This window comes from Streptomyces sp. NPDC045956 (genome assembly GCF_056430705.1).
The window spans coordinates 596,297-619,640 of record NZ_JBWKKZ010000002.1 but is presented as its reverse complement, the minus strand read 5'-3'; the positions used below and the strand labels follow the sequence as shown (position 1 = coordinate 619,640).

Genomic DNA, 23,344 nt, shown 5'->3' with positions numbered 1-23,344 from the left:
CGCCATGTGAGCCGGGCCACTCATGGCTCGCCCGGGGGGCGGGGTCCGCCGCGGTTCGGGGCGCGGGTCAGACGTCGGAGTCGATGCCGGTGACCACCGACGGGCCGAGGGGCGCGCTGCTCACGTCCAGGCCGACCGCGCGCAGGGCGGCGTCCGCGACCTCGTGGGCGCGGCCTTCCGCCTGGGCGGTGGTGTCCGCCTCGACGGTGAGGCGGATGGTGAAGGTGCCGTCGTCGTTGAGCGAGAGGGCGTCCAGGTCCTCCTCGTCCCCCAGGTGGGTGCCGTGCGGGTCGTCCGGGCGCAGCGCCCGGGCCAGCTCGTCCTTCGTGCCGTCCTGGACCGTGCCGGTGAACGTCCCGGGTACCGAGATGACGTACGTCGTCATGGCTGTCCTCCTTCGGATGCCCTCCGCCTACCCCGATCCGGCCGCGGGACCCAGGCCGTGCGGGCGGGGCGGCGGGCCGCCCGGCCCGTCCGGCCGGGTGTCCCGCGCGGGGCACCCGGCGGTGGCGGGCGGGAGGACCCTGCCACCGCGGGTGCGCCGACGGTGCACCGGCGGCTCGCCGGGTGCACGCCGACAGGCTGTCCCGCGGCACGGCCCGGTAAGCGGCCCGCGGGGGTGGCCGCGGAGCGTCCGAGGCGTCCGAGGGGCGCCCCGCGGGCTCCCGCACCTCGCTTCACGTCTTCACGCTGGAGCGCCCCCACCCGGCCCCGGTCCGGGGGCGGCGGCCCGTGACGGGCGGAGACCGGCCGGTTCGTGGCCGTCGTGCTTCCTCAGCGGACTTTGGCGGCTCTTTTAAGGCTTTCTGAAGATGACCTTCGGACGGCCCTTTCCGGCCCGGCCGCGTCCTAGGCTGCCGACCACCCCCCACAGTCCCGGTGGGCGCGGTCGCGTCCACCGGGTACGGGGTCCGATCAGCCGACAGACAAGCCGAGGTGTCCTGCGCATGGGTTCCCGCCGAGCCGCCCGTCCGTCCCGCTCCCACGCCCGGCCCCGCGGCGGGCTCAGGACCCGCGGTACCGCGCTGGCGCTCGGCGCCGTCACGTTGACGGCGGGCGTCGGGATCACCCTGGCCGTCGCGGGGGGCGAGGACGAGCGGGCCACGGACCGGGTCGCCACGAGCGCGGCCGGTGAGGCCCCGCGTGCCGGGGAAGCGGAGGGCGGCGCGGCTCCGCTCGCCTCCGCGTCCGCCCGTCCGAGTGCCACGGCGAGCGGCTCACCGAGCGCGAGCGCCGGAGCGAAGGACGCGGAGAAGAAGAAGGACGGGCGCGAGCCGAAGAGGACGACGAGCCCCTCCTCCGCCCGGCCGGCGACGACGGCCCCGTCCGAGGCTCCCGCGCGGACGACGGCGAAGAGCGGCGGCGACCGGACGTCGGGCGGTGGCGGTGACACCGGGTCGGGCGGTACCGGCGCGGGCTCGGGATCCGGTGCGGGGTCCGGCGGGTCGGGCGGCCCCGAGGCGCAGGTGCTGGCTCTCGTGAACGAGGAGCGGGCCGCGGCGGGCTGCTCGCCGGTCACCGCGAACGACCGGCTGACCCGGGCCGCCGACGACTACAGCGACGTCATGGCGAGCAGCGGTGTGATGTCGCACACCGGCCCCGACGGCTCCACGATGACGAGCCGTGTCGAGGCCGCCGGTTACCAGTGGTCCACGCTCGGCGAGAACATAGCCAGGGGGCAGGCGGACGCCGCTTCGGTGATGGAGTCGTGGATGAACAGCTCCGGTCACCGCGCGAACATACTGAACTGCTCCTTCAAGGAACTGGGCGTCGGCGTGCACTTCGGCGACGGCGGCCCCTGGTGGACCCAGAACTTCGGCGCCGGCCGCTGACGCCTCCGTCACCGTCCGCCGTTCGCACCCGCGAGTCCGAACGACACCCGCACCCGTGCGCCTCCCAGCGGCGCGCGGGTGATCGTCAGCTCGCCGTCCGCCGTCCCCGCCGCCCGGGCCACGATGTCCAGGCCGAGACCGGTGGAGCCTCCGACGCTCACGCCCCGGGTCAGCGCCGCCTCGGGGTCCGCCACGCCCGGGCCGGCGTCGTCGACGGTGAGGACGACGTGCCGCTCCGCCCGTTCCACGCGGACGGCGAAGGCGGTGCCCTGCGGGGTGTGCCGGAACACGTTGCCGATCAGGGCGTCGACGACGGCCGCGAGGTCGTCCTCGGGGAAGGCCACGGGTGCCGGGCGCGGGGTGAGGGAACGCTCGTAGGGCCGGCCCTGCTGGGTGGCGAGGACGGACCAGAACTCGAGCCGCATGGCGACCACCTCGGCGAGGTCGCACGGTTTCGCCGTGGCCGTCCCCGCTCCGCCGAGCTGGGCGGCGGCCAGGGGCGTGCGGGCCGCGGCGATGATCGAGTCGAGTTCGCTCTCCAGTTGCCCGGCCGCTTCCGTCACCCGCCGGGCGCTCGGGGTGGCGCCCATCCGGTCGGCCTCCAGGTACAGGGCGGTCAGCGGGGTGCGCAGCCGGTGGGAGAGGTCGGCGACCAGCTCGCGTTCCACGGCGAGGAGGTCGACGACCCGGTCGGCCATGGTGTTGAACGCGACGCCGGCCTCCTGGAGCTCGGGCGGGCCGTCCGGTTCGACCCGTACGTCGAGGTCGCCGGAGCCGAGGGCCAGCGAGGCGCGCTTGAGGCCGCGGGAGGAGCGGACGACGCGGGCGCCGAGCCGGTCGGCTACCAGCACCGAGCCGCCGACCAGGCCGAGCGCGAGCAGCGCCATCACGCCCCAGGACGCGGCCACGCCCCGGGTGAGGTCGGCGGCGGGCACGTAGGCCTCGACGACGGCGACCCGGTCGCCGCGCAGGACGACGGGCTGGAGGTAGACCCAGCCGTCCTCGGTGTCGACGGCGAGCGTCTCCCGCCCGCGCACGGCCCGGTCGAGCGCGTCCTTCGGCGCGTGCGGGTCCCCTACGAAGCCGCCGTCGGGCAGCCGCACCACGAGCTGGTCGGACGAGCCCAGCTCGGCGACGGCCTGGTGCACGTCGGCGCGCCGGGTGGTGAGGGCGAGCACCGGGGAGAGGGCCGAGGCGCGCTGCTCGGCGGCGGTGGTGACCCGGTCGCGGGCCTGTTCGCGGACGAGGAGGGCGAGCGGGATGAGGAACGACAGGGCGACCATCGAGGTGACGGCCAGGGCGATCCCGGCGAGGGCACGTCTCATGGCGAGCTGACCAGCTTGATCCCGATGCCGCGCACGGTGTGGAGGTAGCGGGGCTTGCGCGCCTTCTCACCCAGTTTGCGGCGGAGTGCGGAGAGGTGGACGTCCACCGTCTGGTCCTCCAGGTACGGCTGCTGCCAGACCTCGGTGAGGATGCGCTGCCGGGAGATGACCTGGTCGGTGTTGGCGGCCAGGTAGGCGAGCAGGTCGAACTCGCGGCGGGTGAGGGCCAGCTCCCGGCCGGCGAGGTGCGCGGTGCGGGCGGTGGGGTCGACGCGCAGGTCGGCGACCTGGAGGACGGACCGCCGCGCCGCCCGCACGTCGGCGGGCTCGGACCGGCGCAGGACGGCGGCGAGGCGGGCCGCGAGCTGCCCGCCGGAGAACGGCTTGACCAGGTAGTCGTCGGCCCCCGCGTTGAGCAGCCGGATGATCTCCGTCTCGTCGTCGCGGGCGGTGGCGACCAGCACCGGGACGCGGGAGATGCCGCGGATCATCCGCAGTACGTCCAGCCCGTCGAGGTCGGGCAGCCCCAGGTCGAGCACCACGATGTCCGGGGGGCTCTGCGTGATGTCGCGCAACGCCTCGAAACCCTGGTGAGCGGTCTTCACCGCGTAGCCGTGCCCGGTCAGGACCTCGATCAGCGCGGCCCGGATCACAGGGTCGTCCTCGACGACAAGTACGGAGGCCATGGGCAGGCACGTTAGCCGGTCCGTCACTATGGTGTCGTGTCCCGCCTCCTCCGCTACCTGATCATCTGGCTGTCGTGCACGGCCGCCAGTGTCACGGCCGTCATCATCACGATCCACTTCGTGGTGGGCTCGACCCGGCCGACGGCACCGGTCGCGCAGTCGGCGCCGCAGGAGCTGGCGGCCCCGTCGACGTCCCCGCGGCCCTCCCCGTCCCGGACCGCGAAGCCCTCGCCCAGCCCGTCGGCGACCAGCCGCGAGCCCAGCCCCACGCCGACCCGCACCAGCGAGAAGCCGGCCGATCCGGTTCCGACGCCGACGCCCACCGCCCGCACCACGCCTCCACGGGCTCCGGCGGGCGGGGGCGACCTCGGCTGCGAGAACGGCGGGGCCGGCGTCTACACCGTGCCGTCGGAGGGCGGCAAGGTGACCGTGCGGTTCGGCGGCACCGGGGTGTGCCTGATCTCCGCCGTGCCGAACCAGGGCTTCACGGCGGGCACGAGCCAGAGCGATCCGCGGACACTGACGGTGACGTTCTCGGCGGACCGCCACCGGTCGGAGATCACGGCGACGACGCAGCCGCGGAGCCAGGCCAGTGTCCGCGAGGTGTCGTTCTAGGGTGTCCCGCCCGGCGGGGGCCGGCGCGGGGCACCCGCGGTGCCCGCCGCCGGCCGGCGGGGCGCTCCGCCTACGTCCTCGCGCAGGCGGACCCGTTGACGTGGAACGCGGTCGGGGCGGTGTTGGCGGACCCCTTCGCGCCGGTGAACCCGAGGGTCACCGCGGAGCCGGCCGGGACCGTGGCGGTGTAGGAGGCCGGGGTGACGCTCACGGCGCCCCCGTTCTGGACCGGGGTCCCTCCCCACATGTTCGTGATCCTCTGTCCGTCGGCGAACGCGAAGGCCAGCGTCCACGGGCCGAGGGGCGCGGTGCCCGTGTTGCGGACGACGATCTCCCCCTGGAAGCCGCCGGGCCACTCGCCCACGACGCGGTAGCCCACCGAGCACGTGGCGCCGGGGGTGCCGCCCGCGTCGGTGGTGACGTTCACGGTGGCGGAGCGGGCCGAACGGTTGCCGGCCGCGTCACGGGCGTAGACGGCGAAGCTGTAGGCGGTGTTCGCCGTGAGGCCCGTCACGGTGGCGGTGGTGCTGGTGGAGGCGGCGGCCGGGGTCTCGCCGCCGGCACCGAGGCGGACCACGTCGTAGCCGGTGACGCCCACGTCGTCGGTGGCCGCACTCCAGCCGAGGGTGACGGAGGTGGCGGTGACGGCGGTGGCGACCGGGGTGCCGGGGGCCGTCGGGGCCCGGGTGTCACCGGGGCCGCCGCCTCCGAAGACCGTCGCCTCCTTCGAGGTCGCGGCGATACCGTTCACGCCGTTGAAGATGCGCTCGCCCCAGGAGCTGAGCCGGCTGGGGTCGAAGTCGATCACGAGGTCGAGGATCGGGTCGGTGTTGCCGCTCCAGGACCAGGCCAGGTAGCCGAGGTCGAGCTGCTCGGCGGTGGCCATCATGGTGTCCTCGTCGGGGTCGCCCCACTGGTCGGCGGGACCGCCGAACTCCCCGATGAGGATGGGCAGTCCGGCGTCCACGAAGGAGTTCAGGTAGCTGGTGATCTCCTGCGCGGTGTCGTAGACGCTGTACATGTGGATGGAGAAGATCAGGTTGCCGGTGGGGTCGGCGTCGTAGACGGCCTGGGCGTCGGCCTTCATCACGCCCTGCCAGTCCTGGCCCCAGTTGGGGGCGTCCACCATGATCGTGTGCTGGAAGCCGGCCGCGCGGAGCTTCCCGACCGCGGCGACGGTCGGCGCGGTCCAGCCGGCCGGGTCGGTGTTGCCCCAGGGCTCGTTGCCGATGTTGACGATGACGTAGTCCTCCTCACCGGCGAGGACGTCCTTGAGGCCGATCCAGTAGTCGGCGGCGTGGTCGAGCGTGCCGGCCGCGGCGTCCTCCCCGTAGCCCGTGGTGTCGTGCACCTCCAGCACGCAGATCAGGCGGTTGGCCTTGCAGTCCGCGACGACGGCGGCGACGTCGGCCGGGCTGTTCTCGGACCAGCGGTGACCGTCGGAGAGGACGACCCGGACGCTGTTGGCGCCCTTCGCCTTGATGTCGGCGAGCGACTGCGTCTCACCCGGGTACCAGGTGTGGGCGTGGTTGACCCCGCGCATGACGAAGTCGTTGCCGTTGCCCTCCAGCAGCCTGCCGTCGCTGATGTGCAGGCCGACGGCCTGGGCGGCGGGCGCCTGGGCCAGGGCGACGGCCGGGCAGAGGGCGCCGACGACGACCAGGCCGATCAGGGTGGCCAGACCGGTCAGGAGACGGGCGACGGCGCTTCTGCTCTTCGGCAGGGGGCGTCGTACCGGTAAGGGGCGTTGTGCGGTGCGCACGGCGACTCCAGGGGGCGAGTAAGTGCGGACACGGGGGACACGAAGCTGTGGGAGCGCTCCCATAGAACTCAGGCGTCACGTACACGTCAAGACCTCGGGCGGAAAACGCTTGCCGGCCGCCCGTTTCCGGGCGGCCGGCAGCCGACTCACGTGACCGCACCCGTCAGGGCAGGGTCCACTTCTGGTTGGGTCCGGTGTGGCAGGACCACAGGTGCACGGGCGTACCGTCGTTCCAGGTGCCGCCCGACGCGTCCAGGCACTTGCCCGACTGCGGGTTGCGCACGGTGCCGTCCGACTGCGCCGCCCACTTCTGGGCGCCCGAGCCGTTGCACGTCCACAACTGGATCCGGGTGCCGTCCGCGCTGCCGCCGCCCGAGACGTCCAGGCACTTGCCCAGCGCCTTCAGCGTCCCGTCAGCGGCGACCGTCCAGCTCTGCGCCCCGCTCCCGTTGCACGTCCACACCTGCACCTTCGTCCCGTCCGCGGTACCGGAGTTGTCCACGTCCAGGCACTTGCCGTTCACGCCCGTCACCCGACCGGTACGGGGCCCGGGCGACGTGCCGGACTGCTTGACGCGGATGTTGCGGAAGGCCACGTCGTCGCCGTCACCGTGGTTCTGGAGTCCGATGTGCCCCTGGGCCAGGCTCCGCGCCGGGTCGGTGTTGGTGAAGTCGTTGATCTTCGACCCGTTGAGGAAGATCTCCAGCCGCTCGCCGGTGACGCGCAGTTCGTAGGTGTTCCACTCCCCCGGCGGGTTCAGCGCTGCGTCCCGTGCGGGAAGGTCCGCCGACTTGAAGCCGTAGACGGCGCCCGTGGTGCGGTCGGCGGCGTCCGTGGCGTCGATCTGGATCTCGTAGCCGTTGTTGACCGCCGACCAGGGGTCGCTGGAGGCGGGGAAGCCCAGGAAGACACCGGAGTTGTCGTCGCCGGACGCCTTCCAGTCCAGCTTGAGGGAGTAGTCCCCGGTGAGTTCCCGGGCGGAGTGCCAGAGCAGGCCCAGACCCCCGTGGGAGGTGAGGGTGCCGTCGGCGAGGGTGAACCCGCCGGGGCCCGCCTGCTGCCAGCCGGTGGTGCCGGAGCCGTCGAAGAGCGACGTGTAGCCGCTCTCCGGGCGGCAGTCCGCGTTCGTCATCCCCGCCGCCCAGCGGACGCCGCCGAGCAGGTGCCGGCGGAAGGCGGGGTCGGTGTAGGACTCGTCGGTGTGGCCGCCGCCGGTGTAGAAGGCCCGGCCGCCCCGGTAGTCCTTGCACCAGGCGATCGGGTGGTCGCCGTTCATGTTCCCGCCCGCGTAGCTCGACTCGTCGAGGGAGGCCAGCACATGGGCCGTGGTGCGGGGGTTGGTGCGGTAGTTGTACCACTCGTCGGTCCGCTGCCAGGTGCCGCCCAGGTGCGCGGTGGCGTCGTGGGCCCGGTCCTCGACCTCGACGGTCGCGGACTGGACGGCCGGGTGCGAGTGGAAGAGGGCGCCGGCCAGCCCCTCGTAGAAGGGCCAGTCGTACTCGGTGTCGGCGGCGGCGTGGATGCCGACGTATCCGCCGCCGCCGGTGACGTAGCTCTCGAAGGCCGTCTGCTGCGCGCCGCCCAGTACGTCGCCCGTCGTGGACAGGAACACGACCGCCTTGTACTGGGCGAGGTTCCCGGTGGTGAAGGCTGCCGGGTCCTCGGTGGCGTCCACGGTGAAGTTGTTCGCCGTGCCGAGGGCCCGCAGCGCCGCGATGCCGTCGTCGATCGAGGAGTGGCGGAAGCCCGCCGTCCGGGAGAACACGAGGATCTTGTAGGCCGGGTCGGCCGCGGCTTGGGCCACGGTCTCCGGGGCCGCCTGCGCGGCGGTGGTGCGGGCGGTGTCACCGGCGGCGACGCCGGGAAGGGCGGTGGCCTGGGGGGCCATGCAGAGCAGTGTTCCGGCGAACAGGCCCAGGGCTGCTCTCAGTTTGTTGCGCATGATCGTCGCCTCCTCTCTACGGCAGGGTCCACTTCTGGTTGGGTCCGGTGTGGCAGCTCCACAGGTGCACGGGCGTCCCGTCGTTCCAGGTGCCGCCCGACGCGTCCAGGCACTTGCCCGACTGCGGGTTGCGCACGGTGCCGTCCGACTGCGCCGCCCACTGCTGCGCACCCGAGCCGTTGCACGTCCACAGCTGCACCTTCGTGCCGTCCGCCGTGCCGCCGCCGGACACGTCGAGGCACTTGCCCAGCGCCTTCAGCGCGCCGTCACCGGCTACCGTCCAGCTCTGCGCCGTACTCCCGTTGCACGTCCACACCTGCACCTTCGTCCCGTCCGCCGTGCCCGCGTTGTCCACGTCCAGGCACTTGCCGTTCACCCCCGTCACCGCACCCGTGCGGGTGCCTGCGCCGGAGGTGGAGAAGGAGAACTCGTCCACGTCGAACAGCGAGCCGCTGCCGCCCTTGAAGACCAGGTGGAGGGTGGTGGAGCCGGTGGGCTGGTTGCTCAGTGCCGCGGTCACGTCCTGGAACGTCTCCCAGCCGCCGGTGACCGGCACCGTCGCCGTGCCCAGCAGCGTGCCGGTCGGGGAGCCCGCGCGCACCTCGATGGTGCCGCCGGACCCCGCGGAGGAGACCCGGGCGGTGAAGGCGGTGGTGTTGCCGAGGGCGTACGGCTGGAAGGAGATCCAGTCGCCGTTCTCGATGTGACCGACGGTCCTGCCCCCGTGCGCCGGAGCGTGGGTGACGACCTGGACGCCCGAGGAGTTCCCGTAGTGCTCGGCCTGCCGGTGGCTGGGCTGGGTGATGTGCTGGTCGTGGGTGGTGAGGGCGGGCTGCCCGTTCGCGCCCAGGTCGGTGTACTCGGCGTCGATGACGCCGAAGATGTTGGCGTTGGGGTCGTGTTCACCGTCCGCGAGGGTCCGCAGGGTGCCGGTGCAGCCGGTGGCCGAGGTCTGCGGGTGTCCGTGGCTGTCGTGCCCCACGATGAAGGTCACCTTCACCCTGGCGCAGTCGATGGTGGCGTCCTCGGGGTCGGTCACCGTCACCTTGAACGGGATGGCGGCGCCGAAGTCGTAGACGCTCCCGTCGGCCGGCAGGTCGAGCCGCACCGTGGGCGCGGTGTTGCCGACCGTGATCTGCACCGAGGCCGTGGCGGACTTGCCCGTGGTGTCGGTAACCTTCAGCGTGGCCGTGTAGCGGCCGTTGGTGGTGTAGGTGTGGGACGGGTTGGCCGCGGTGGAGGTGGCGCCGTCGCCGAAGTTCCAGGCGTACGCGAGGGCGTCGCCGTCCGCGTCGGAGCTGCCGGCGGAGGAGAAGGCCACCGCGAGGGGCGCCTTGCCGGAGGTGGTGTTCGCCTTGGCCTGGGCCACCGGGGCGTGGCCGCCGGTGACGTGCTCGATGCGGTACAGAGCGGAGTTGGCGTCGCCGTTGAAGTAGCCGGTGCCGTAGTCGAGTACGTACAGGGCGCCGTCCGGGCCGAAGGCCATGTCCATCACCTGGGTGCCGCTCCAGGGGAAGGCGTTGATGGACTGCACGGTGCCGTCGCCGCCGGCCTCGATGCGCTTGATCCAGCGCCGGCCGAACTCGCCGGCGAAGAAGTCGCCGTCGTACTCGGCGGGGAACTTGACCTCGGAGGTGGAGTTCGCGTCGTAGCGGTAGACGGGTCCGCCCATGGGCGACTCCGAGCCGCCGCCGAACTCCGGTACCGAACCGCCGTCGTAGGGGATCCAGGCGGGCTGGACGGGCGGCAGGTCGGTGAGGCCGGTGTTGCGCGGGGAGGTGTTCTTCGGGGCGGCGCAGTTGAAGGCGGCACCCGAAGCGCCGGAGGCGAAGTCGTGGTCGACGTAGGCGTCGTTGTCGCCGGTGCAGTAGGGCCAGCCGAAGTTGCCGGCCTTGGTGACGCGGTTGAACTCGACCTGCCCGGCCGGTCCCCGGGAGGCGCTCGCGGTGCCGGCGTCGGGGCCGTAGTCACCGACGTAGACGGTCCCCGTGGCCTTGTCGACGCTCATCCGGAAGGGGTTGCGGAAGCCCATCGCGTAGGTCTCGGGGCGGGTCCTGGCGGTGCCGGGGGCGAAGAGGTTGCCGGAGGGGATGCCGTAGGACCCGTCGGCGTTCACCTTGATGCGCAGGATCTTGCCGCGCAGGTCGTTGGTGTTGCCGGAGGAACGCTGGGCGTCGTACGCGGGGTTGCGCGAGGCGCGCTCGTCGATGGGGGTGTAGCCGTCGGAGGCGAAGGGGTTGGTGTCGTCGCCCGTCGACAGGTAGAGGTTGCCGGCCGCGTCGAAGTCGATGTCGCCGCCGACGTGGCAGCACAGGCCGCGGGAGGCGGGCACGTCGAGGATCTTCTTCTCGCTGCCGGTGTCCAGGGTGCCGTCGGTCCGCAGGACGAACCGCGAGAGCCGGTTGACGCCGTCGAAGGGGGCGAAGTCGGCCGCCGATCCACTGGCCGGCGCGTCACCGGCGGGGGTGCTCAGCTTGGGGGCGTAGTAGAGGTAGACGAACCGGTTGGCCGAGAAGCCGGGGTCCGCGGCGACGCCCTGGAGTCCTTCCTCGTCGTGGCTGTAGACATCCAGTCTGCCCGCCACGGCCGTGGTGCCGGCCGCGTCGGTCCGCCGGAGGGTGCCGTCGCGAGAGGTGTGGAGCACCGAGCGGTCCGGCAGGACCGCCAGGGTCATGGGTTCGCCCGTCTCGGCCACCCCCTTGGCGAGGGTGACCTGCTGGAACTCCTCGGCCGCCGCGGCCTTGGTGCCGCCGCCCGGGTCCGCGGGGGACGCGGCGGCCGGGCTCAACGGCAGCGTCAGGCCGACGGCACACGCCAGGGCCGGCAGCAGGAAGCGGACACGTCTGTGTCCGCGCGGTCTCGTGCGCACTGGGTTCTCCCGGAGAGTGAGGGGTGGCGGCAGGCATGCTGGGTCTGCCGTGAGGGAGTACGGGCGCGCGCCGTCGCGCCGTCGAGCGCCGGTCGGGGGACAGCTATGACCGGTTCATTTCAAGGAAGTTAGCGGCCTTGGTCCGAACCTGTAACCCCCTTCTCCACAAGATCTCTATTCTTTTTCCGCCGACGGGACAAAGTGCCTGGACGCGTCGCCGAGGAGGATCACGGCGCGCCGCGCCGGCCTACGCGGTCCAGCACCGCCCGCATCGCGCGCCGGACGGCCGCCCGGGACTCGTCGGTCGGGTCGACGGTCTCGAACGAGTGGTGTCCGTGCGGTACGTCGATCACCTCCACGTCCGCTCCGCCGTCCTCGGCCGCCGACAGGAACTCCTCGACGGTGGCGGCGATCTCGGGCATCTCCAGACCGACGCGGGTGAGCACGACGGGCAGCGCGCCGGCGTCCGCCACCGTTCGCGCAGGGTGGAAACGGGTGCCGGACAGGCCCCAGTTGGGCAGGGGTACGAGGACCGGGTAGGTGACCGCCAGGCAGCGCAGCCACGCCGGGGGCGCGGCGAGCCAGTCGGCCGCGAGCAGGCCCGCGCCCGAGAAGAACCACAGCGCGATCCGGTCCGCGTCCACCCTCGGGTCGGCCCGGACCGCCTCCACCGCGGCGGCCACGTCCGCGGCGGCGCGCTCGAAGTCGGCCAGGTCGTGGAGACGGTGGTCGACGACGGCGCCCACCGCGCCGCCGGCCGCCGCGCCGCGCGCGTAGCCCTTGAGGGTCGGCCAGTCCCTCGGCGTGGGCCGGGCGTCGGCGGGGACCGGGCCGCCGTGCACGAACAGCACCGCGGGCCTGGGCCCGTCGGCTCCGGGCAGGTGGAGGTCGACGTTCCCGTGCCGCTCCCTGGGCGCTTCGGGCACGTCGAGCAGGAACGGCCGCAGGTGTGCCGGTGGGGCCGCCGCGTCGGCGGGCACCAGCCGGCGTCCCTCACCGGCCGCGGCCCGCAGCAGCACGTCCGTCAGCTCCGCGGGGCGGGAGAGCATCGGCCAGTGCCCGGTGGCCAGTTCGAAGAAGGTCACCCGCGGGTCGGTGAGGGCCTGCAGCGCGGGGTCGCCGAAGCCGACGCGCATCTGCACCGTGTCGATGCTCGCGCCGTTCTCCGTGCACAGCACGCCGGTGGTGGGTACCGCGGTGACGGCGGCGGTGAGGCGCAGCGGCTGGAGCAGGGTGCCGAGCGGCTGCGGTGCGGCGTGCGCGGTGAGCCGGTCGAGCGCCGTGTCGTCCACGCCCGCGGTGCTGCCCCACAGCCGCCACGCGTCGCGCCCGGCGGGGGGCGGCAGGACCTCACCGATGCCCCGGTCCTCGCCCGCGCCGGTCAGCCGTGCTCGCAGGGACTGGTCGGGCACTGCGGCCAGGGCCGGGGCGCCGTCCCTGGGCATGCCGGAGTCCAGGTACACGATCCGGTCGACGCGCCCGGCCCTCCGGTCGGCGGCGCCGAGCGCGGGGTGGATGCCGTAGCCGTGGCCGACCAGCACGATCTTCCGGTCCGTCGTGGCGCCGACCGAGTCGACCACCGCGAGGACGTCCGCGATGTGGGTCTCCAGGTCGACGCCGCTCGCCGGCACGGCGCGCGGACCCTCCAGCCCGGTGAGGACGACCGGGTGCGCCTCGGCGCCGGCGGCGGTCAGTCGGGCGGCGGTGTCCTGCCAGACGTGCGTGCCGGTGAACATGTCCGACACCAGGACGAACGCGGTCATGGTCTCTCCTGTCGTGCCTGTGCGGGCCGGCCCGATCACCGGCCCGCGCTCGCCGGTACGGTAGGAACTCCCCCTGAGGGAGGTTCAAGTGACCACGTCGGACGACGGGCTGCACGGCATCGGCGAACTCGCCGAGCGGGCGGGCGTCACCGTGAAGACGGTCCGTTTCTACTCCGACCGCGGACTGCTGCCGGAGGTCTCCCGCAGCGCCGGCGGGCACCGGCGCTACGGCCCCGAGGCACTCGAACGCCTGCGGCTGATCCGGTCCCTGCGGGCCCTGGGGGTGTCCGTCCCCGAGGCGCGCCGGGTCCTCGACGAGGAGGACGACGCGTGCGGTGCGCGCGCCGCGGGGGGTGCGCTGGAGGCCGCCGTCGCCGGGCGGCTGCGCGAGGTGGGCGACGAGCTGCGGGCGTTGCGCTGGCGGGAGGCGGCGCTGCGTCTGGTGCGGGAGTGCGCGCCCGGGGAGCGGCCGGACCGGCTGCGGCTGATCGGCGCCATGGGCGTCCCGCCCGGCACGGCCCCGCTGGTCCGGTTCTGGCGCGGCTGGCTGCCGCCGCGGATGCCGGCCCGGTCCACCGGCGCGTTCCTGGAGGTCGCGGTGCCGAGGCCGCCCGACGATCCGGCCCCGGCGCAGGTCCTCGCCTTCGCGCGGCTCAACGCCCTCACCCTCGCCCCGTGCCCGGGTGCCGCGCGGCCGCAGCCCGAGGCGCACCGGGCGGCGGGTGCCCGCGGGGCCGTCGTGCTGTACGCGGGGCTGGCGGAGGCGTACGAGCTGGCGGGCGTCCAGCTGCGCCGGGACCGGCCCCCCGGCCCGGGCGAGGCGCTGGACGGCTTCGTCGGCGCGTACACGAGCGCGTACGGCGTCCGGGACACTCCGGACTTCCGTCGCCTGCTGGCCGGACAACTCGCGGCCGACCCGCGGATCGACCGCTACTGGGAGCTGGTCGCCGAGGTGACCACCCCGCCGGGCCGGCGGCCCGAGCCGACCCCGGGCACCGCGCACGACTGGCTGCTCGCGGCCCTGCTCGACGAGACGGGGGCGCCGGCGGCGGTGCCTCAGGGCACGTCGCCCCGCCAGTCGAAGCGCCTGCGGTCGCGAGGCCGCGGACCGTACGCGGAGCGGCCGCCCGGGCCGTAGCGGCCTATCTCCGTGGCCAGGACGACTCCCCTGGCCCGCTCGCGCTCCGTGAGGTCCGTGACGTCCAGGAGGAGACCGTCCAGGGGGCCGCCCACCAACTGGACGTAGGCCCGGCCGACCCGCGGGCCCGGGCTGTCGTGGTCGGCGCCGTAGACCCTGCCGCGCATGAACTCCACCTCATCCATGACGCGCAGCCTCGCATCCGCCACTGACAACGACTGCCGGACGGCTTCCTCGCAGGGGGTGACGGTGTCCTGGGACCGTCCCCGGTCCACCACCGTCCGCGTCGTCTCGCGCACCGCCTCGTCTCAGCACCGCGTCCCGGGTGCGGCCACCGCTTTTCGGCCCTGGCGGGTCGTGCCCGCGCCGGGAGTGCGGCGGACGGTGAGGGCGAGGAGGGCCGCGGCGGCGCAGGCCGCGCCGAGGACGGTCCACAGCGGGTCGTAGCCGGCGAAGGCGTCCCGTACGACGCCGCCCAGGACGGCGGCCAGCGCGGCACCGACCTGGTGCGCGGCGTTGGCCCAGCCGAAGACGATGGCGCTGTCGTCGCCCCAGAAGGCGCGGCACAGGGCGATGACGGGGGGCACCGTGGCGAGGTCGAGGAGTCCGAAGAGGACGACGAAGGCCATCATGGGCGGCGTCACGGTCGCGCTCATGAGCGTGGGCAGCGCGACCAGCAGCAGACCGCGCGCGGTGAGGACGACGGCCAGCAGCCTGCGCGGATCGAGCCGGTCGGTGAGCCAGCCGGCGACGACGGTGCCGGCGACGTTGAAGACGCCGATCAGCGCCAGCAGTGCCGAGGCGGTGGTGACCGGCATGCCGTGGTCGTGGGCGGCGGGGGTGAAGTGCGTCCACATGACGCCGTTGGTCGAGGCACCGCAGACGGCGAAGGCGGTGGCGAGCAGCCAGAAGGGGGCGGTCCGCGCGGCGTCGCGCAGGACGGTGAGGGCGCGCCGTGCCGCGCCCGGGACGGGGGGCGGCTTGGGGACGAAGGCGGCGTGGCCGTAGGGGCGGTGACCGCCGTCGGCGGGGTGGTCGGCGAGGGCGAGCCGGACCAGGAGCAGGACGGCCAGGGCGGCGAGGGCCGGCGCGGCCAGCGACGCACGCCAGCCGTGGTGGTCGACGGTCCAGGACAGGGCGGGCAGGAAGACCATCTGCCCGAGCACGCCGGCCGAGGAGAGGATGCCGGTGACCAGGCCGCGGCGGGTGGTGAACCAGCGGTTGGCGACGGTGGTGGCGAGGGTCATGGACAGCGCGCCGGTGCCGAGGCCCACCAGGAGGCCCCAGAGGAGGGTGAACTGCCAGGCGGCGGTCATGACGGTGGTGAGCAGCGCTCCCGCGGCGACGACGCCGAGGGCGGTGCCGACGATCCGCCGGATGCCGAAGCGGTCCATCAGGGCCGCGGCGAACGGGGCGGTGAGGCCGTACAGGACCATGTTCACCGAGGCGGCGAGGCCGATGGTGCCGCGGGACCAGTGGAACTCGTCGTGCAGCGGGCTCTGGAGGATGCCGGGCAGGGTGGAGAACGCACCGGCGACGACGATCGTGGCCGCGGTGAGGGCCGCCGTCCACCAGGCGCGGTGGCCGGGGAGGGTGCGGAGGTGTCGGGTCGTGTGGCGCATGGGCACCACCCTTCGCCGGTCCCGGAGCACACACCACTGGCCAGATGGACAGCGAGTGAAAGAATCTGGTCATGACTGATGAGCGAGGCCGGGCGCCGCACCGGGTGGCGGTGTTCGTGCGCCCCGGGTTGCTGCCGATGGAACTGGGCATCGTGCACCGGCTGTTCGGGACGGCCGCCGATGAGGACGGGCGGCCGCTGTACTCGGTGCTCACCTGCGCGAGCGCGCCGGGCGAGATCGCCACCGACACGGACTTCGGCGTGCACGTCCGGCACGGGCCACAGGTCCTGGAGAGCGCCGACACGGTGGTGGTGCCGGCGGCGGTGGAGGACTACGGGCCGCAGGAGCGGGGGCGGCTGGCCGACCCGGTGCGGGCGGCGCTGGAGCGGGTCCCGGCCTCCGCCCGGCTGGCGTCCATCTGCACCGGCTCCTTCGTCCTGGCCGCGGTCGGCGCGCTGGAGGGGCGCCGGGCCACGACGCACTGGAAGTCGTGTGCCGAACTGGCCTCGCTGTACCCGGAGGTGGACGTCGATCCGGACGTGCTCTACACGGACGACCGCGGAGTGCTCACCTCGGCCGGCGTCGCCGCGGGGATCGACCTGTGCCTGCACATGATCCGCGACGATCACGGCGTGGAGGTCGCGAACAGGGTGGCGCGGGGCACCGTGGTCCCGCCGCATCGCGAGGGGGGCCAGGCGCAGTACGTCGACCGGCCCGTCCCGCAGGCCGACGACGCCTCGACGGCCGCCGCCCGGACCTACGCGCTCCAGCGGCTGGGCGAGCCGCTCACCCTGGAGGACCTCGCGCGGCAGGCGGCGATGAGCGTGCGGACCCTCAACCGGCGGTTCCGGCAGGAGACCGGGGTGACGCCCATGCAGTGGCTCGGCCGGCAGCGCCTCGACTACGCGCGGCGGCTGCTGGAGCGCAGCGACGAGCCGGTCGACCGCATCGCCGCCCGCGCCGGGTTCGGCACCGGGACGGCGATGCGTCAGCACTTCCGCGAGGCGCTCGGTGTGTCGCCGCGGGCGTACCGCAACACCTTTCGCGGGACGGTGTAGCGCGGGTGTCCGGACCGGCCGACGGGCGGGCCGGTCCGGACACCGGCGGATCAGACCAGGTCGAAGCGGTCGAGGTTCATGACCTTGACCCAGGCGTCGACGAAGTCGTGGACGAACTTCTCCTTGGCGTCGTCGCTCGCGTAGACCTCGGCGAGCGCCCGCAGTTCGGAGTTGGACCCGAAGACCAGGTCGGCGCGGCTGCCCGCCCACTTGACCTCGCCGGTGGCGGCGTCGCGGCCCTCGAACGTGGTCTGGTCCTCGGAGGTCGACTTCCAGGTGACGCCCAGGTCGAGCAGGTTCACGAAGAAGTCGTTGGTCAGCGAGCCCGGCGTCCTGGTGAAGGCGCCGAGCTGGGAGTTCTGGTGGTTGGCGCCCAGGACCCGCAGGCCGCCGACGAGCACGGTCATCTCGGGCGCGCTCAGGGTGAGCAGGTTCGCACGGTCGAGCAGCAGGTACTCGGCCGGCAGGCGGTTGCCCTTGCCGAGGTAGTTGCGGAACCCGTCGGCGACCGGCTCCAGCGCCTCGAACGACTCGGCGTCGGTGTGCTCCTCCGTGGCGTCCACCCGGCCCGCGGTGAAGGGGACCTGCACCTGGAAGCCCGCCTCCTTGGCGGCCTTCTCCACGGCGGCGGTGCCACCGAGGACGATCAGGTCGGCCAGGGAGACCTTCTTGGCACCGGAGTCGAACTCCTGCTTGACGCCCTCCAGGACCCGCAGGACCTGGGCCAGCTCGTCGGGCTCGTTGACCTCCCAGCCGCGCTGCGGCTCCAGGCGGATGCGGGCGCCGTTGGCACCGCCGCGCTTGTCGCTGCCGCGGAAGGTGGACGCCGAGGCCCAGGCGGTGGACACCAGCTGCGAGACGGACAGGCCGGACTCGAGGAGCTTGGTCTTGAGGGTGGCGACGTCCTCGGCGTCGAGGGGCTCGCCGTCGGCCTCCGGCAGCGGGTCCTGCCAGAGCAGGGTCTCCTCGGGCACCTCCGGGCCGAGGTAGAGGGACTTCGGGCCCATGTCGCGGTGGGTCAGCTTGTACCAGGCGCGGGCGAAGGCGTCCGCGAACTCCTCCGGGTTCTCGTGGAAGCGGCGGGAGATCGGCTCGTAGATCGGGTCGTAGCGCAGCGACAGGTCGGTGGTGAGCATCTTCGGGCGGTGCTTCTTCGACGGGTCGTGCGCGTCCGGGACGCTCTCCGGGGCGTCCTTGGCCACCCACTGGTTCGCACCGGCCGGGCTCTGCTCCAGCTCGTACTCGAACTCGAAGAGGTTCTTGAAGAACCCGTTGCTCCAGCGCGTCGGCGTGGAGGTCCAGGTGACCTCCAGGCCGGAGGTGATGGCGTCGCCGCCCTTGCCGGTGCCGTAGGTGCTGCGCCAGCCCAGGCCCTGCTCCTCCATGGAGGCGGCCTCGGGGTCGTCGCCGACGTGGTCGGCGGGGCCGGCGCCGTGGGTCTTGCCGAAGGTGTGGCCGCCGGCGATCAGCGCGACGGTCTCCTCGTCGTTCATCGCCATGCGGCGGAACGTCTCGCGGATGTCGCGGGCGGCGGCGATCGGGTCCGGGTTGCCGTTGGGGCCCTCGGGGTTGACGTAGATCAGGCCCATCTGGACGGCGCCGAGCGGGTTCTCCAGCTCGCGGTCGCCGCTGTAGCGCCGGTCGTCGAGCCAGGTGGTCTCGGGGCCCCAGTAGACGTCCTCCTCGGCCTCCCAGACGTCGGCGCGGCCACCGGCGAAGCCGAAGGTCTCGAAGCCCATCTGCTCCAGGGCGACGTTGCCGGTGAGGACCAGCAGGTCGGCCCAGGACAGGCTCTGCCCGTACTTCTTCTTGACCGGCCACAGCAGGCGGCGGGCCTTGTCGAGGTTGCCGTTGTCGGGCCAGCTGTTGAGCGGCGCGAACCGCTGCTGTCCGGCGCCGGCGCCGCCGCGGCCGTCGCTGATGCGGTAGGTGCCCGCGCTGTGCCAGGCCATGCGGATCATCAGCGGGCCGTAGTGGCCGAAGTCGGCGGGCCACCAGTCCTGCGAGGTGGTGAGGACCTCGGCGATGTCGCGCTTCACGGCCGGCAGGTCGAGCGACCCGAACGCCTCGGCGTAGTCGAAGTCGTCACCCAGCGGGTTGGCCACCGCGGGGTTCTTGGCGAGGATCTTCAGGTTGAGCCGCTCCGGCCACCACTGGCGGTTTCCACCCCCCTGCGTGGGGTGCGGGGCGCGTCCGTGGGCGACCGGGCAACCACCGGTCTCCTCGGTCTTCGCGTCGGTCACGATGGCGTCGTGGTTCTCGGACATGGACATCCTTCCGGAGGGGCGGATCAAGGTGCTGGGGTACTGCCGGGGGTGGAGCAGTCGGGGCACAGGCCCCGGTAGATGACCTCGGCCTCGTCTATCGCGAAGCCGTGGTCGTCGGAGGCGGTCAGACAGGGCGCCTCGCCGACGGCGCAGTCGACGTCGGCGAGGGCGCCGCAGGACCGGCACAGGACGTGGTGGTGGTTGTCCCCCACCCGCCCCTCGAACCGCGCCGGGCCGCCGGGCGGCTGGATGCGGCGCACGAGCCCCGCCGCGGTGAGCGCGTGCAGCGCCTCGTACACGGCCTGCAAGGAGACGTGCCCCACGCGCAGGCGCACCTGGGCGGCGGCCGTCTCGGCGTCGAGGTGACCGCCCCGCCGGACGGTCTCGAGCAGCGCGACACGGGCTGCGGTCACGCGTAGGCCGGCCCCGCGCAGTTCCGAGGCGACGGCCGTATCCCGGGATGCGGTCATGGCGGGAACCTACTCCGCCAAACACGAAAGCCTCAAGGAAACGAAGCGATCAATTTTGGTGACGATCCGGTGCTGAGGGGCGGCGCCGTGCCGGGCTTGCCCCGGTGGCGGTGAACGATCGTGGTAGACAACGTGAGTGCGGGGCACTGGCAGGGAACGCCGCATCCGGCACAGCGGCACAGCGCGACAACAGGAGTGAGTGAGCAGCCCGTGCTATTGAAGACGTTCCGGTGGGCCTTCGCCGTCACCGCCCTGGGCCTGGCCGTGGGGGTGCTGTACGACGGGTGGACCGCCTTCGGCCTGGTCGCGATCCTCGCCGTGCTGGAGATCTCCCTGTCCTTCGACAACGCGGTGATCAACGCCGGCATCCTGAAGAAGATGAGCGCCTTCTGGCAGAAGATCTTCCTCACCGTCGGCATCCTGATCGCCGTCTTCGGGATGCGCCTGGTCTTCCCCGTCGTCATCGTGGCGGTCAGCGCCCGGCTGAGCCCGTGGTCCGCGGTGCACCTGGCGCTCACGGACAAGGAGCGCTACCAGGAGCTGGTCACGGACGCCCATCCCTCGATCGCCGCCTTCGGGGGCATGTTCCTGCTCATGATCTTCCTCGACTTCGTCCTCGAGGACCGCGAGATCAAGTGGCTCGGTCCGCTGGAGCGCGCGCTGGCCAAGCTCGGCCGGGTGGACATGCTGTCGGTCTGCGTCGCCCTGATCGCGCTGCTCGCCTCCGCCGTCACCTTCGGCGCCCATGCCCACCAGCACGGCGGCATCCACGCCGACAAGGCGCAGACGGTGCTCCTGGCCGGCATCGGCGGCCTGATCACGTACATGGTCGTGGGCGGTCTCTCCGGCTTCTTCGAGGACAAGCTCGAGCGGGAGAAGGAGCGCGAGCGCGAGGCCGGGACGGAGGCGGCGCGTTCCGGCGGGAACCGTTCGGCCGTCGCCCTCACCGGCAAGGCCGCGTTCTTCATGTTCCTCTACCTGGAGGTCCTGGACGCGTCGTTCTCCTTCGACGGCGTCATCGGCGCCTTCGCCATCACCAACGACATCGTGCTCATGGCCCTGGGCCTCGGCATCGGCGCCATGTACGTCCGCTCGCTCACCGTCTACCTGGTCCGCCAGGGCACCCTCGACGACTACGTCTACCTGGAGCACGGCGCCCACTACGCCATCGGCGCCCTCGCCGTCATCCTCCTGGTCACCATCCAGTACGAGATCAACGAGATCGTCACCGGCCTCATCGGCGTCCTCCTGATCGGCGCCGCGTTCTGGTCCTCCGTGCGCCGCAACCGCGCCCTGGCCGCGGCTTCCTGACGCCGGACGCGGCCGGGCCGCGGGGGCGGGCAGGAGCCGCGCGGCGGGTGACCCTGCCTCAGGAGACGGTCGCGGGCGGCGGGGTCCAGCGCCGGGTGCGGGCCGCGGCGCCCGAGACACCGTAGTCCTTCCTCAGTTGCTCGGGGATGGCGTAGTGCATGACGCGTCCGCGGGTGAGGGAGGACAGTTCGAGGACCGTCGTGAGGTGGCCGATCCGGTCCAGCGCCCACGCGCCCAGCGGCGAGCGGTCCTCGATGGCCTCCAGGACGCCCAGGAGGTGCGGAGCCGCCTTCACCAGGGTGTCCCAGGTGGTCCGGGGCACTTCCAGCCAGTCGGCGCACGTGTCCCCGACGAGGTAGCGGATCAGGGCCGAGACCACCGGGTCGAAGAGGGTGCCGGGGACCACTTCCTCGTACAGGTCGATCAGCTGCCGCGTCAGGTGGGCGCCCTCCTCGGAGGGGCCCATGTGGCGCAGCATGTACAGGTCGAGGAACCGGCGCGCCTCGTCGAGCGTGCGGGGGACGGCGCTCTGGTCGACTCCGAGCATGGCGCCGACCACGCGCCAGGCGTAGAAGTACGCGTCCGCCCCTTCGGCCGACATGTGCACACCGAGGCGGTGCAGGCTGTCCAGGACCAGCAGGGAGAAGAACATCTGCCCGCCGATCATGTCCTCCTGGCAGATCGGTACGCCCAGGGCGTCGGTGTCCCAGCGGTCCTCCCGCTTCAGGTGGTGGCGGATGGCGGCGTGCAGCAGACGTACCTTCTGGGCGGCCGGGATGAAGCGGCCACCGGCCTCGAAGGCGTCCGGTTGCATGAGGTAGACGGTGAACTGGCCGGTCTCCGCCATGCGTTTGGAGGGGTAGCTCAGACCGTGGGTGGCGGACAGCAGCCTGGCCACGTGCGGGACGACGTAGCAGGCGGGCATGGACGCGAAGGACAGCGCGGTGGAGATGTGCACGTTGTTGTCGATGAAGAAGAGGCGGGCCTTCTCCATCTCGTTCCAGTCCACCCAGTCGGGCGGGGCGGCCGTCGCCCGCAGGTACTCCCTGGCGACGCCGGGCAGGCCCTCCGGCAGCGCCTGGCCGGTCGTGGAGACGTAGCGCATCAGGGAGTTGAACGTGCCGATCTCGCCCCGCTCGAACAGGGTGGCGACGACGGCGTCGGCCAGTTCGTCGCCCCCGCGGCGCAGGGCGTCCATCGAGGTCTCGGTGTAGGTCATCGCGGTCTCCTCGTCAGTGGATGCGGTCGGTGGCCTGCTGGGCGAGTGCGTGCAGCGCCCGGCGCGCGTACGGGGGCGTGTCGGCGCGGTCCAGGGCGCGGGTGGCCTGTTCCACCCGGGCGCCGATCATCCGCTCGACGCGCTGCGGTGCCTTCAGCTCGCGCATGAGGGCGCGCACGTCGCGCAGGTGCGTCCCGTCCAGGTCGTCACGGCCCAGCACCCCGCTCAGCCGCTCCCGCTGGGACGCGTCGGCGGCCCGCCAGGTCTCGGCCAGCAGTGCGGTGGGCCGGTGGGCCCGCAGGTCGTCCAGGCCCGCCTTGCCGGTGCGCTCCGGGTCCCCGAAGAGGCCGAGCAGGTCGTCGCGGAGCTGGAAGGCCTCGCCGAGCGGCAGGCCGTAGGCGGAGTAGGCGTCCCGCAGGCCCGGGCCGGCGCCGGCGAGCAGGCCGCCGAGGAGCAGGGGGTGTTCGACGGTGTACTTGGCGGTCTTGTACCGGACGACCTTGAGCGAGGTCGCGGTGTCCGGCCGGCCGCCGGTGTGCAGGATCTCCAGGCACTCGCCGGCGATGAGTTCCCGGGCGAGTTCGCCCCACAGCCCCCGGGCGCGGGCGAGGTAGGCGCCGGGCAGGCCGCAGTCGGCGAACAGCCGTCCCGCGAGGGCCATCAGGTGGTCGCCCACCAGCATGGCCAGGGACCGGGCGGCGGTACGGGCCCGGCGGCGGCCGTCCCGGGCCAGTACGGCTTCCAGGGCGACGTGGGCGGTGGGCAGACCGTGCCGCAGCGGGCTGTCGTCGATGAGGTCGTCGTGGACGACGGCCGCGGCGTGCACCAGCTCCATGGCGGCCGCCGCCCGCACCAGCGCGTCGTCGTCGGGCTGCCCGGCCGCTCGCCAGCCCCAGTAGCAGAAGGCGGCCCGCAGCCGCTTGCCGTGCCCGGCGGCGCCGCGCAGCTGCTCGGCCACGGGGGTGAGGGCGTCGTCGAGGGTCACCAGGTGACCGGCCTCCTCGTCCACGAAGCCGTGCAGCACGCCGTCGACGCGGACCTTGAAGGCGGCCGGGTCCCAGCGGTCAGTCATCGACGCCGTCGGCCGCCCGGCGCCCGCGCACGTGCCGGGCGAGTACCTCCAGGTGGGCGGGCGGCACGTTGCTGCACCGCTCCAGGGCCAGCCTGCCCCGGGCCTGCAGGTCCTGTTCCGCCTCGCGCACCAGGTCGGCGGTGTCCGAGCGGCGCAGCAGACCGCGCACCGCGCCCACCGCCGACCCGAGGGTGCTCACCGCCAGGTCGGCCAGTCCGGCGACCACCAGCACGGCCTGGTCGTCCCTGCCTCTGCCCCGTCGCGTCGCGTGCGTCATGCTTCTCCCCGGAGATCGCGTCGTCGGCGATGCGCCCGGTCGACGGCGCATCCGGTCCGATCATGACCGGGCAGAACGGGCGAAAGATCGCGAATACCCCTTCGAGCGATGCGGGG

At 73.2% G+C, this 23,344-nt stretch carries 19 protein-coding genes; 5 read left to right on the top strand and 14 right to left on the bottom strand.

Annotated features, from left to right (window positions below):
* Positions 1-67 precede the first annotated feature (67 nt).
* Positions 68-385 (bottom strand): hypothetical protein, encoded by a 318-nt coding sequence (locus AC07FV_RS08520; protein WP_383638721.1) that lies wholly within the window; start codon positions 383-385, stop codon positions 68-70.
* A gap of 562 nt (positions 386-947) precedes the next feature.
* On the opposite strand from AC07FV_RS08520, the gene AC07FV_RS08515 reads away from it, so the two are divergent.
* A complete protein-coding gene (locus AC07FV_RS08515; RefSeq protein WP_479085620.1) occupies positions 948-1,832 on the top strand; it encodes a CAP domain-containing protein in 885 nt (294 codons plus the stop codon).
* An 8-nt stretch (positions 1,833-1,840) separates the two neighbouring features.
* Here AC07FV_RS08515 and AC07FV_RS08510 read toward each other — a convergent pair whose 3' ends face one another.
* The gene (locus tag AC07FV_RS08510) at positions 1,841-3,157 is read right to left on the bottom strand and encodes a sensor histidine kinase (protein ID WP_479085618.1); all 1,317 of its coding nucleotides are present in this window, start codon (positions 3,155-3,157) and stop codon (positions 1,841-1,843) included.
* On the bottom strand, positions 3,154-3,843 hold the full coding sequence (locus AC07FV_RS08505) for a response regulator transcription factor (protein ID WP_479085616.1): 690 nt from the start codon (positions 3,841-3,843) through the stop codon (positions 3,154-3,156). Before AC07FV_RS08505 ends, AC07FV_RS08510 begins: the two co-directional genes overlap by 4 nt.
* Before the next feature lie 36 nt (positions 3,844-3,879).
* Between AC07FV_RS08505 and AC07FV_RS08500 the strand changes: the two genes are divergently transcribed.
* A complete protein-coding gene (locus AC07FV_RS08500; protein WP_479085615.1) occupies positions 3,880-4,458 on the top strand; it encodes a hypothetical protein in 579 nt (192 codons plus the stop codon).
* A 70-nt stretch (positions 4,459-4,528) separates the two neighbouring features.
* Here AC07FV_RS08500 and AC07FV_RS08495 read toward each other — a convergent pair whose 3' ends face one another.
* From AC07FV_RS08495 to AC07FV_RS08480, 4 genes are all read right to left on the bottom strand, one after another.
* The gene (locus tag AC07FV_RS08495; RefSeq protein WP_479085614.1) at positions 4,529-6,220 is read right to left on the bottom strand and encodes a cellulase family glycosylhydrolase; all 1,692 of its coding nucleotides are present in this window, start codon (positions 6,218-6,220) and stop codon (positions 4,529-4,531) included.
* Between the two features lie 163 nt (positions 6,221-6,383).
* Entirely contained in the window at positions 6,384-8,162 is a 1,779-nt protein-coding gene (locus AC07FV_RS08490; protein WP_479085612.1) for a ThuA domain-containing protein, read from the bottom strand.
* Positions 8,163-8,178: 16 nt separating this feature from the next.
* Positions 8,179-11,031 carry a carbohydrate-binding protein gene (locus tag AC07FV_RS08485; protein ID WP_479085610.1) on the bottom strand — a complete coding sequence of 951 codons (2,853 nt, stop codon included), beginning with the start codon at positions 11,029-11,031 and terminating at the stop codon, positions 8,179-8,181.
* Between the two features lie 227 nt (positions 11,032-11,258).
* The gene (locus AC07FV_RS08480; RefSeq protein WP_479085608.1) at positions 11,259-12,794 is read right to left on the bottom strand and encodes an alpha/beta fold hydrolase; all 1,536 of its coding nucleotides are present in this window, start codon (positions 12,792-12,794) and stop codon (positions 11,259-11,261) included.
* Between the two features lie 88 nt (positions 12,795-12,882).
* Between AC07FV_RS08480 and AC07FV_RS08475 the strand changes: the two genes are divergently transcribed.
* Entirely contained in the window at positions 12,883-13,932 is a 1,050-nt protein-coding gene (locus AC07FV_RS08475; RefSeq protein ID WP_479085607.1) for a helix-turn-helix domain-containing protein, read from the top strand.
* Here AC07FV_RS08475 and AC07FV_RS08470 read toward each other — a convergent pair.
* Positions 13,851-14,117, bottom strand: a complete 267-nt coding sequence (locus AC07FV_RS08470; protein ID WP_479085606.1) for a hypothetical protein — start codon at positions 14,115-14,117, stop codon at positions 13,851-13,853. The genes AC07FV_RS08475 and AC07FV_RS08470 overlap by 82 nt on opposite strands.
* Before the next feature lie 123 nt (positions 14,118-14,240).
* A complete protein-coding gene (locus tag AC07FV_RS08465) occupies positions 14,241-15,554 on the bottom strand; it encodes an MFS transporter (RefSeq protein ID WP_479085604.1) in 1,314 nt (437 codons plus the stop codon).
* A gap of 71 nt (positions 15,555-15,625) precedes the next feature.
* Here AC07FV_RS08465 and AC07FV_RS08460 point away from each other — a divergent pair, with 71 nt between their 5' ends.
* A complete protein-coding gene (locus AC07FV_RS08460; protein WP_479085603.1) occupies positions 15,626-16,612 on the top strand; it encodes a GlxA family transcriptional regulator in 987 nt (328 codons plus the stop codon).
* A gap of 50 nt (positions 16,613-16,662) precedes the next feature.
* Here AC07FV_RS08460 and katG read toward each other — a convergent pair whose 3' ends face one another.
* Both katG and AC07FV_RS08450 read right to left on the bottom strand, forming a co-directional pair.
* Complete coding sequence (gene katG / locus AC07FV_RS08455) at positions 16,663-18,879, bottom strand: catalase/peroxidase HPI (RefSeq protein WP_479085601.1); 2,217 nt, start codon at positions 18,877-18,879, stop codon at positions 16,663-16,665.
* Between the two features lie 23 nt (positions 18,880-18,902).
* Positions 18,903-19,349 carry a Fur family transcriptional regulator gene (locus tag AC07FV_RS08450; RefSeq protein ID WP_384696526.1) on the bottom strand — a complete coding sequence of 149 codons (447 nt, stop codon included), beginning with the start codon at positions 19,347-19,349 and terminating at the stop codon, positions 18,903-18,905.
* Positions 19,350-19,559: 210 nt separating this feature from the next.
* On the opposite strand from AC07FV_RS08450, the gene AC07FV_RS08445 reads away from it, so the two are divergent.
* On the top strand, positions 19,560-20,660 hold the full coding sequence (locus tag AC07FV_RS08445; protein WP_479085599.1) for a DUF475 domain-containing protein: 1,101 nt from the start codon (positions 19,560-19,562) through the stop codon (positions 20,658-20,660).
* Positions 20,661-20,718: 58 nt separating this feature from the next.
* On the opposite strand, the gene AC07FV_RS08440 is transcribed toward AC07FV_RS08445, so the two are convergent.
* The 3 genes from AC07FV_RS08440 to AC07FV_RS08430 are packed head-to-tail and all read right to left on the bottom strand — an operon-like array spanning position 20,719 to position 23,228.
* A complete protein-coding gene (locus AC07FV_RS08440; protein WP_479085597.1) occupies positions 20,719-21,879 on the bottom strand; it encodes an oxygenase MpaB family protein in 1,161 nt (386 codons plus the stop codon).
* Positions 21,880-21,892: 13 nt separating this feature from the next.
* Positions 21,893-22,951, bottom strand: coding sequence for a polyprenyl synthetase family protein (locus tag AC07FV_RS08435; RefSeq protein WP_479085595.1), 1,059 nt, complete (start codon positions 22,949-22,951; stop codon positions 21,893-21,895).
* Positions 22,944-23,228 (bottom strand): polyprenyl synthetase, encoded by a 285-nt coding sequence (locus tag AC07FV_RS08430; RefSeq protein WP_384696519.1) that lies wholly within the window; start codon positions 23,226-23,228, stop codon positions 22,944-22,946. The genes AC07FV_RS08435 and AC07FV_RS08430 overlap by 8 nt, the downstream gene beginning before the upstream one ends.
* Positions 23,229-23,344 lie beyond the last annotated feature (116 nt).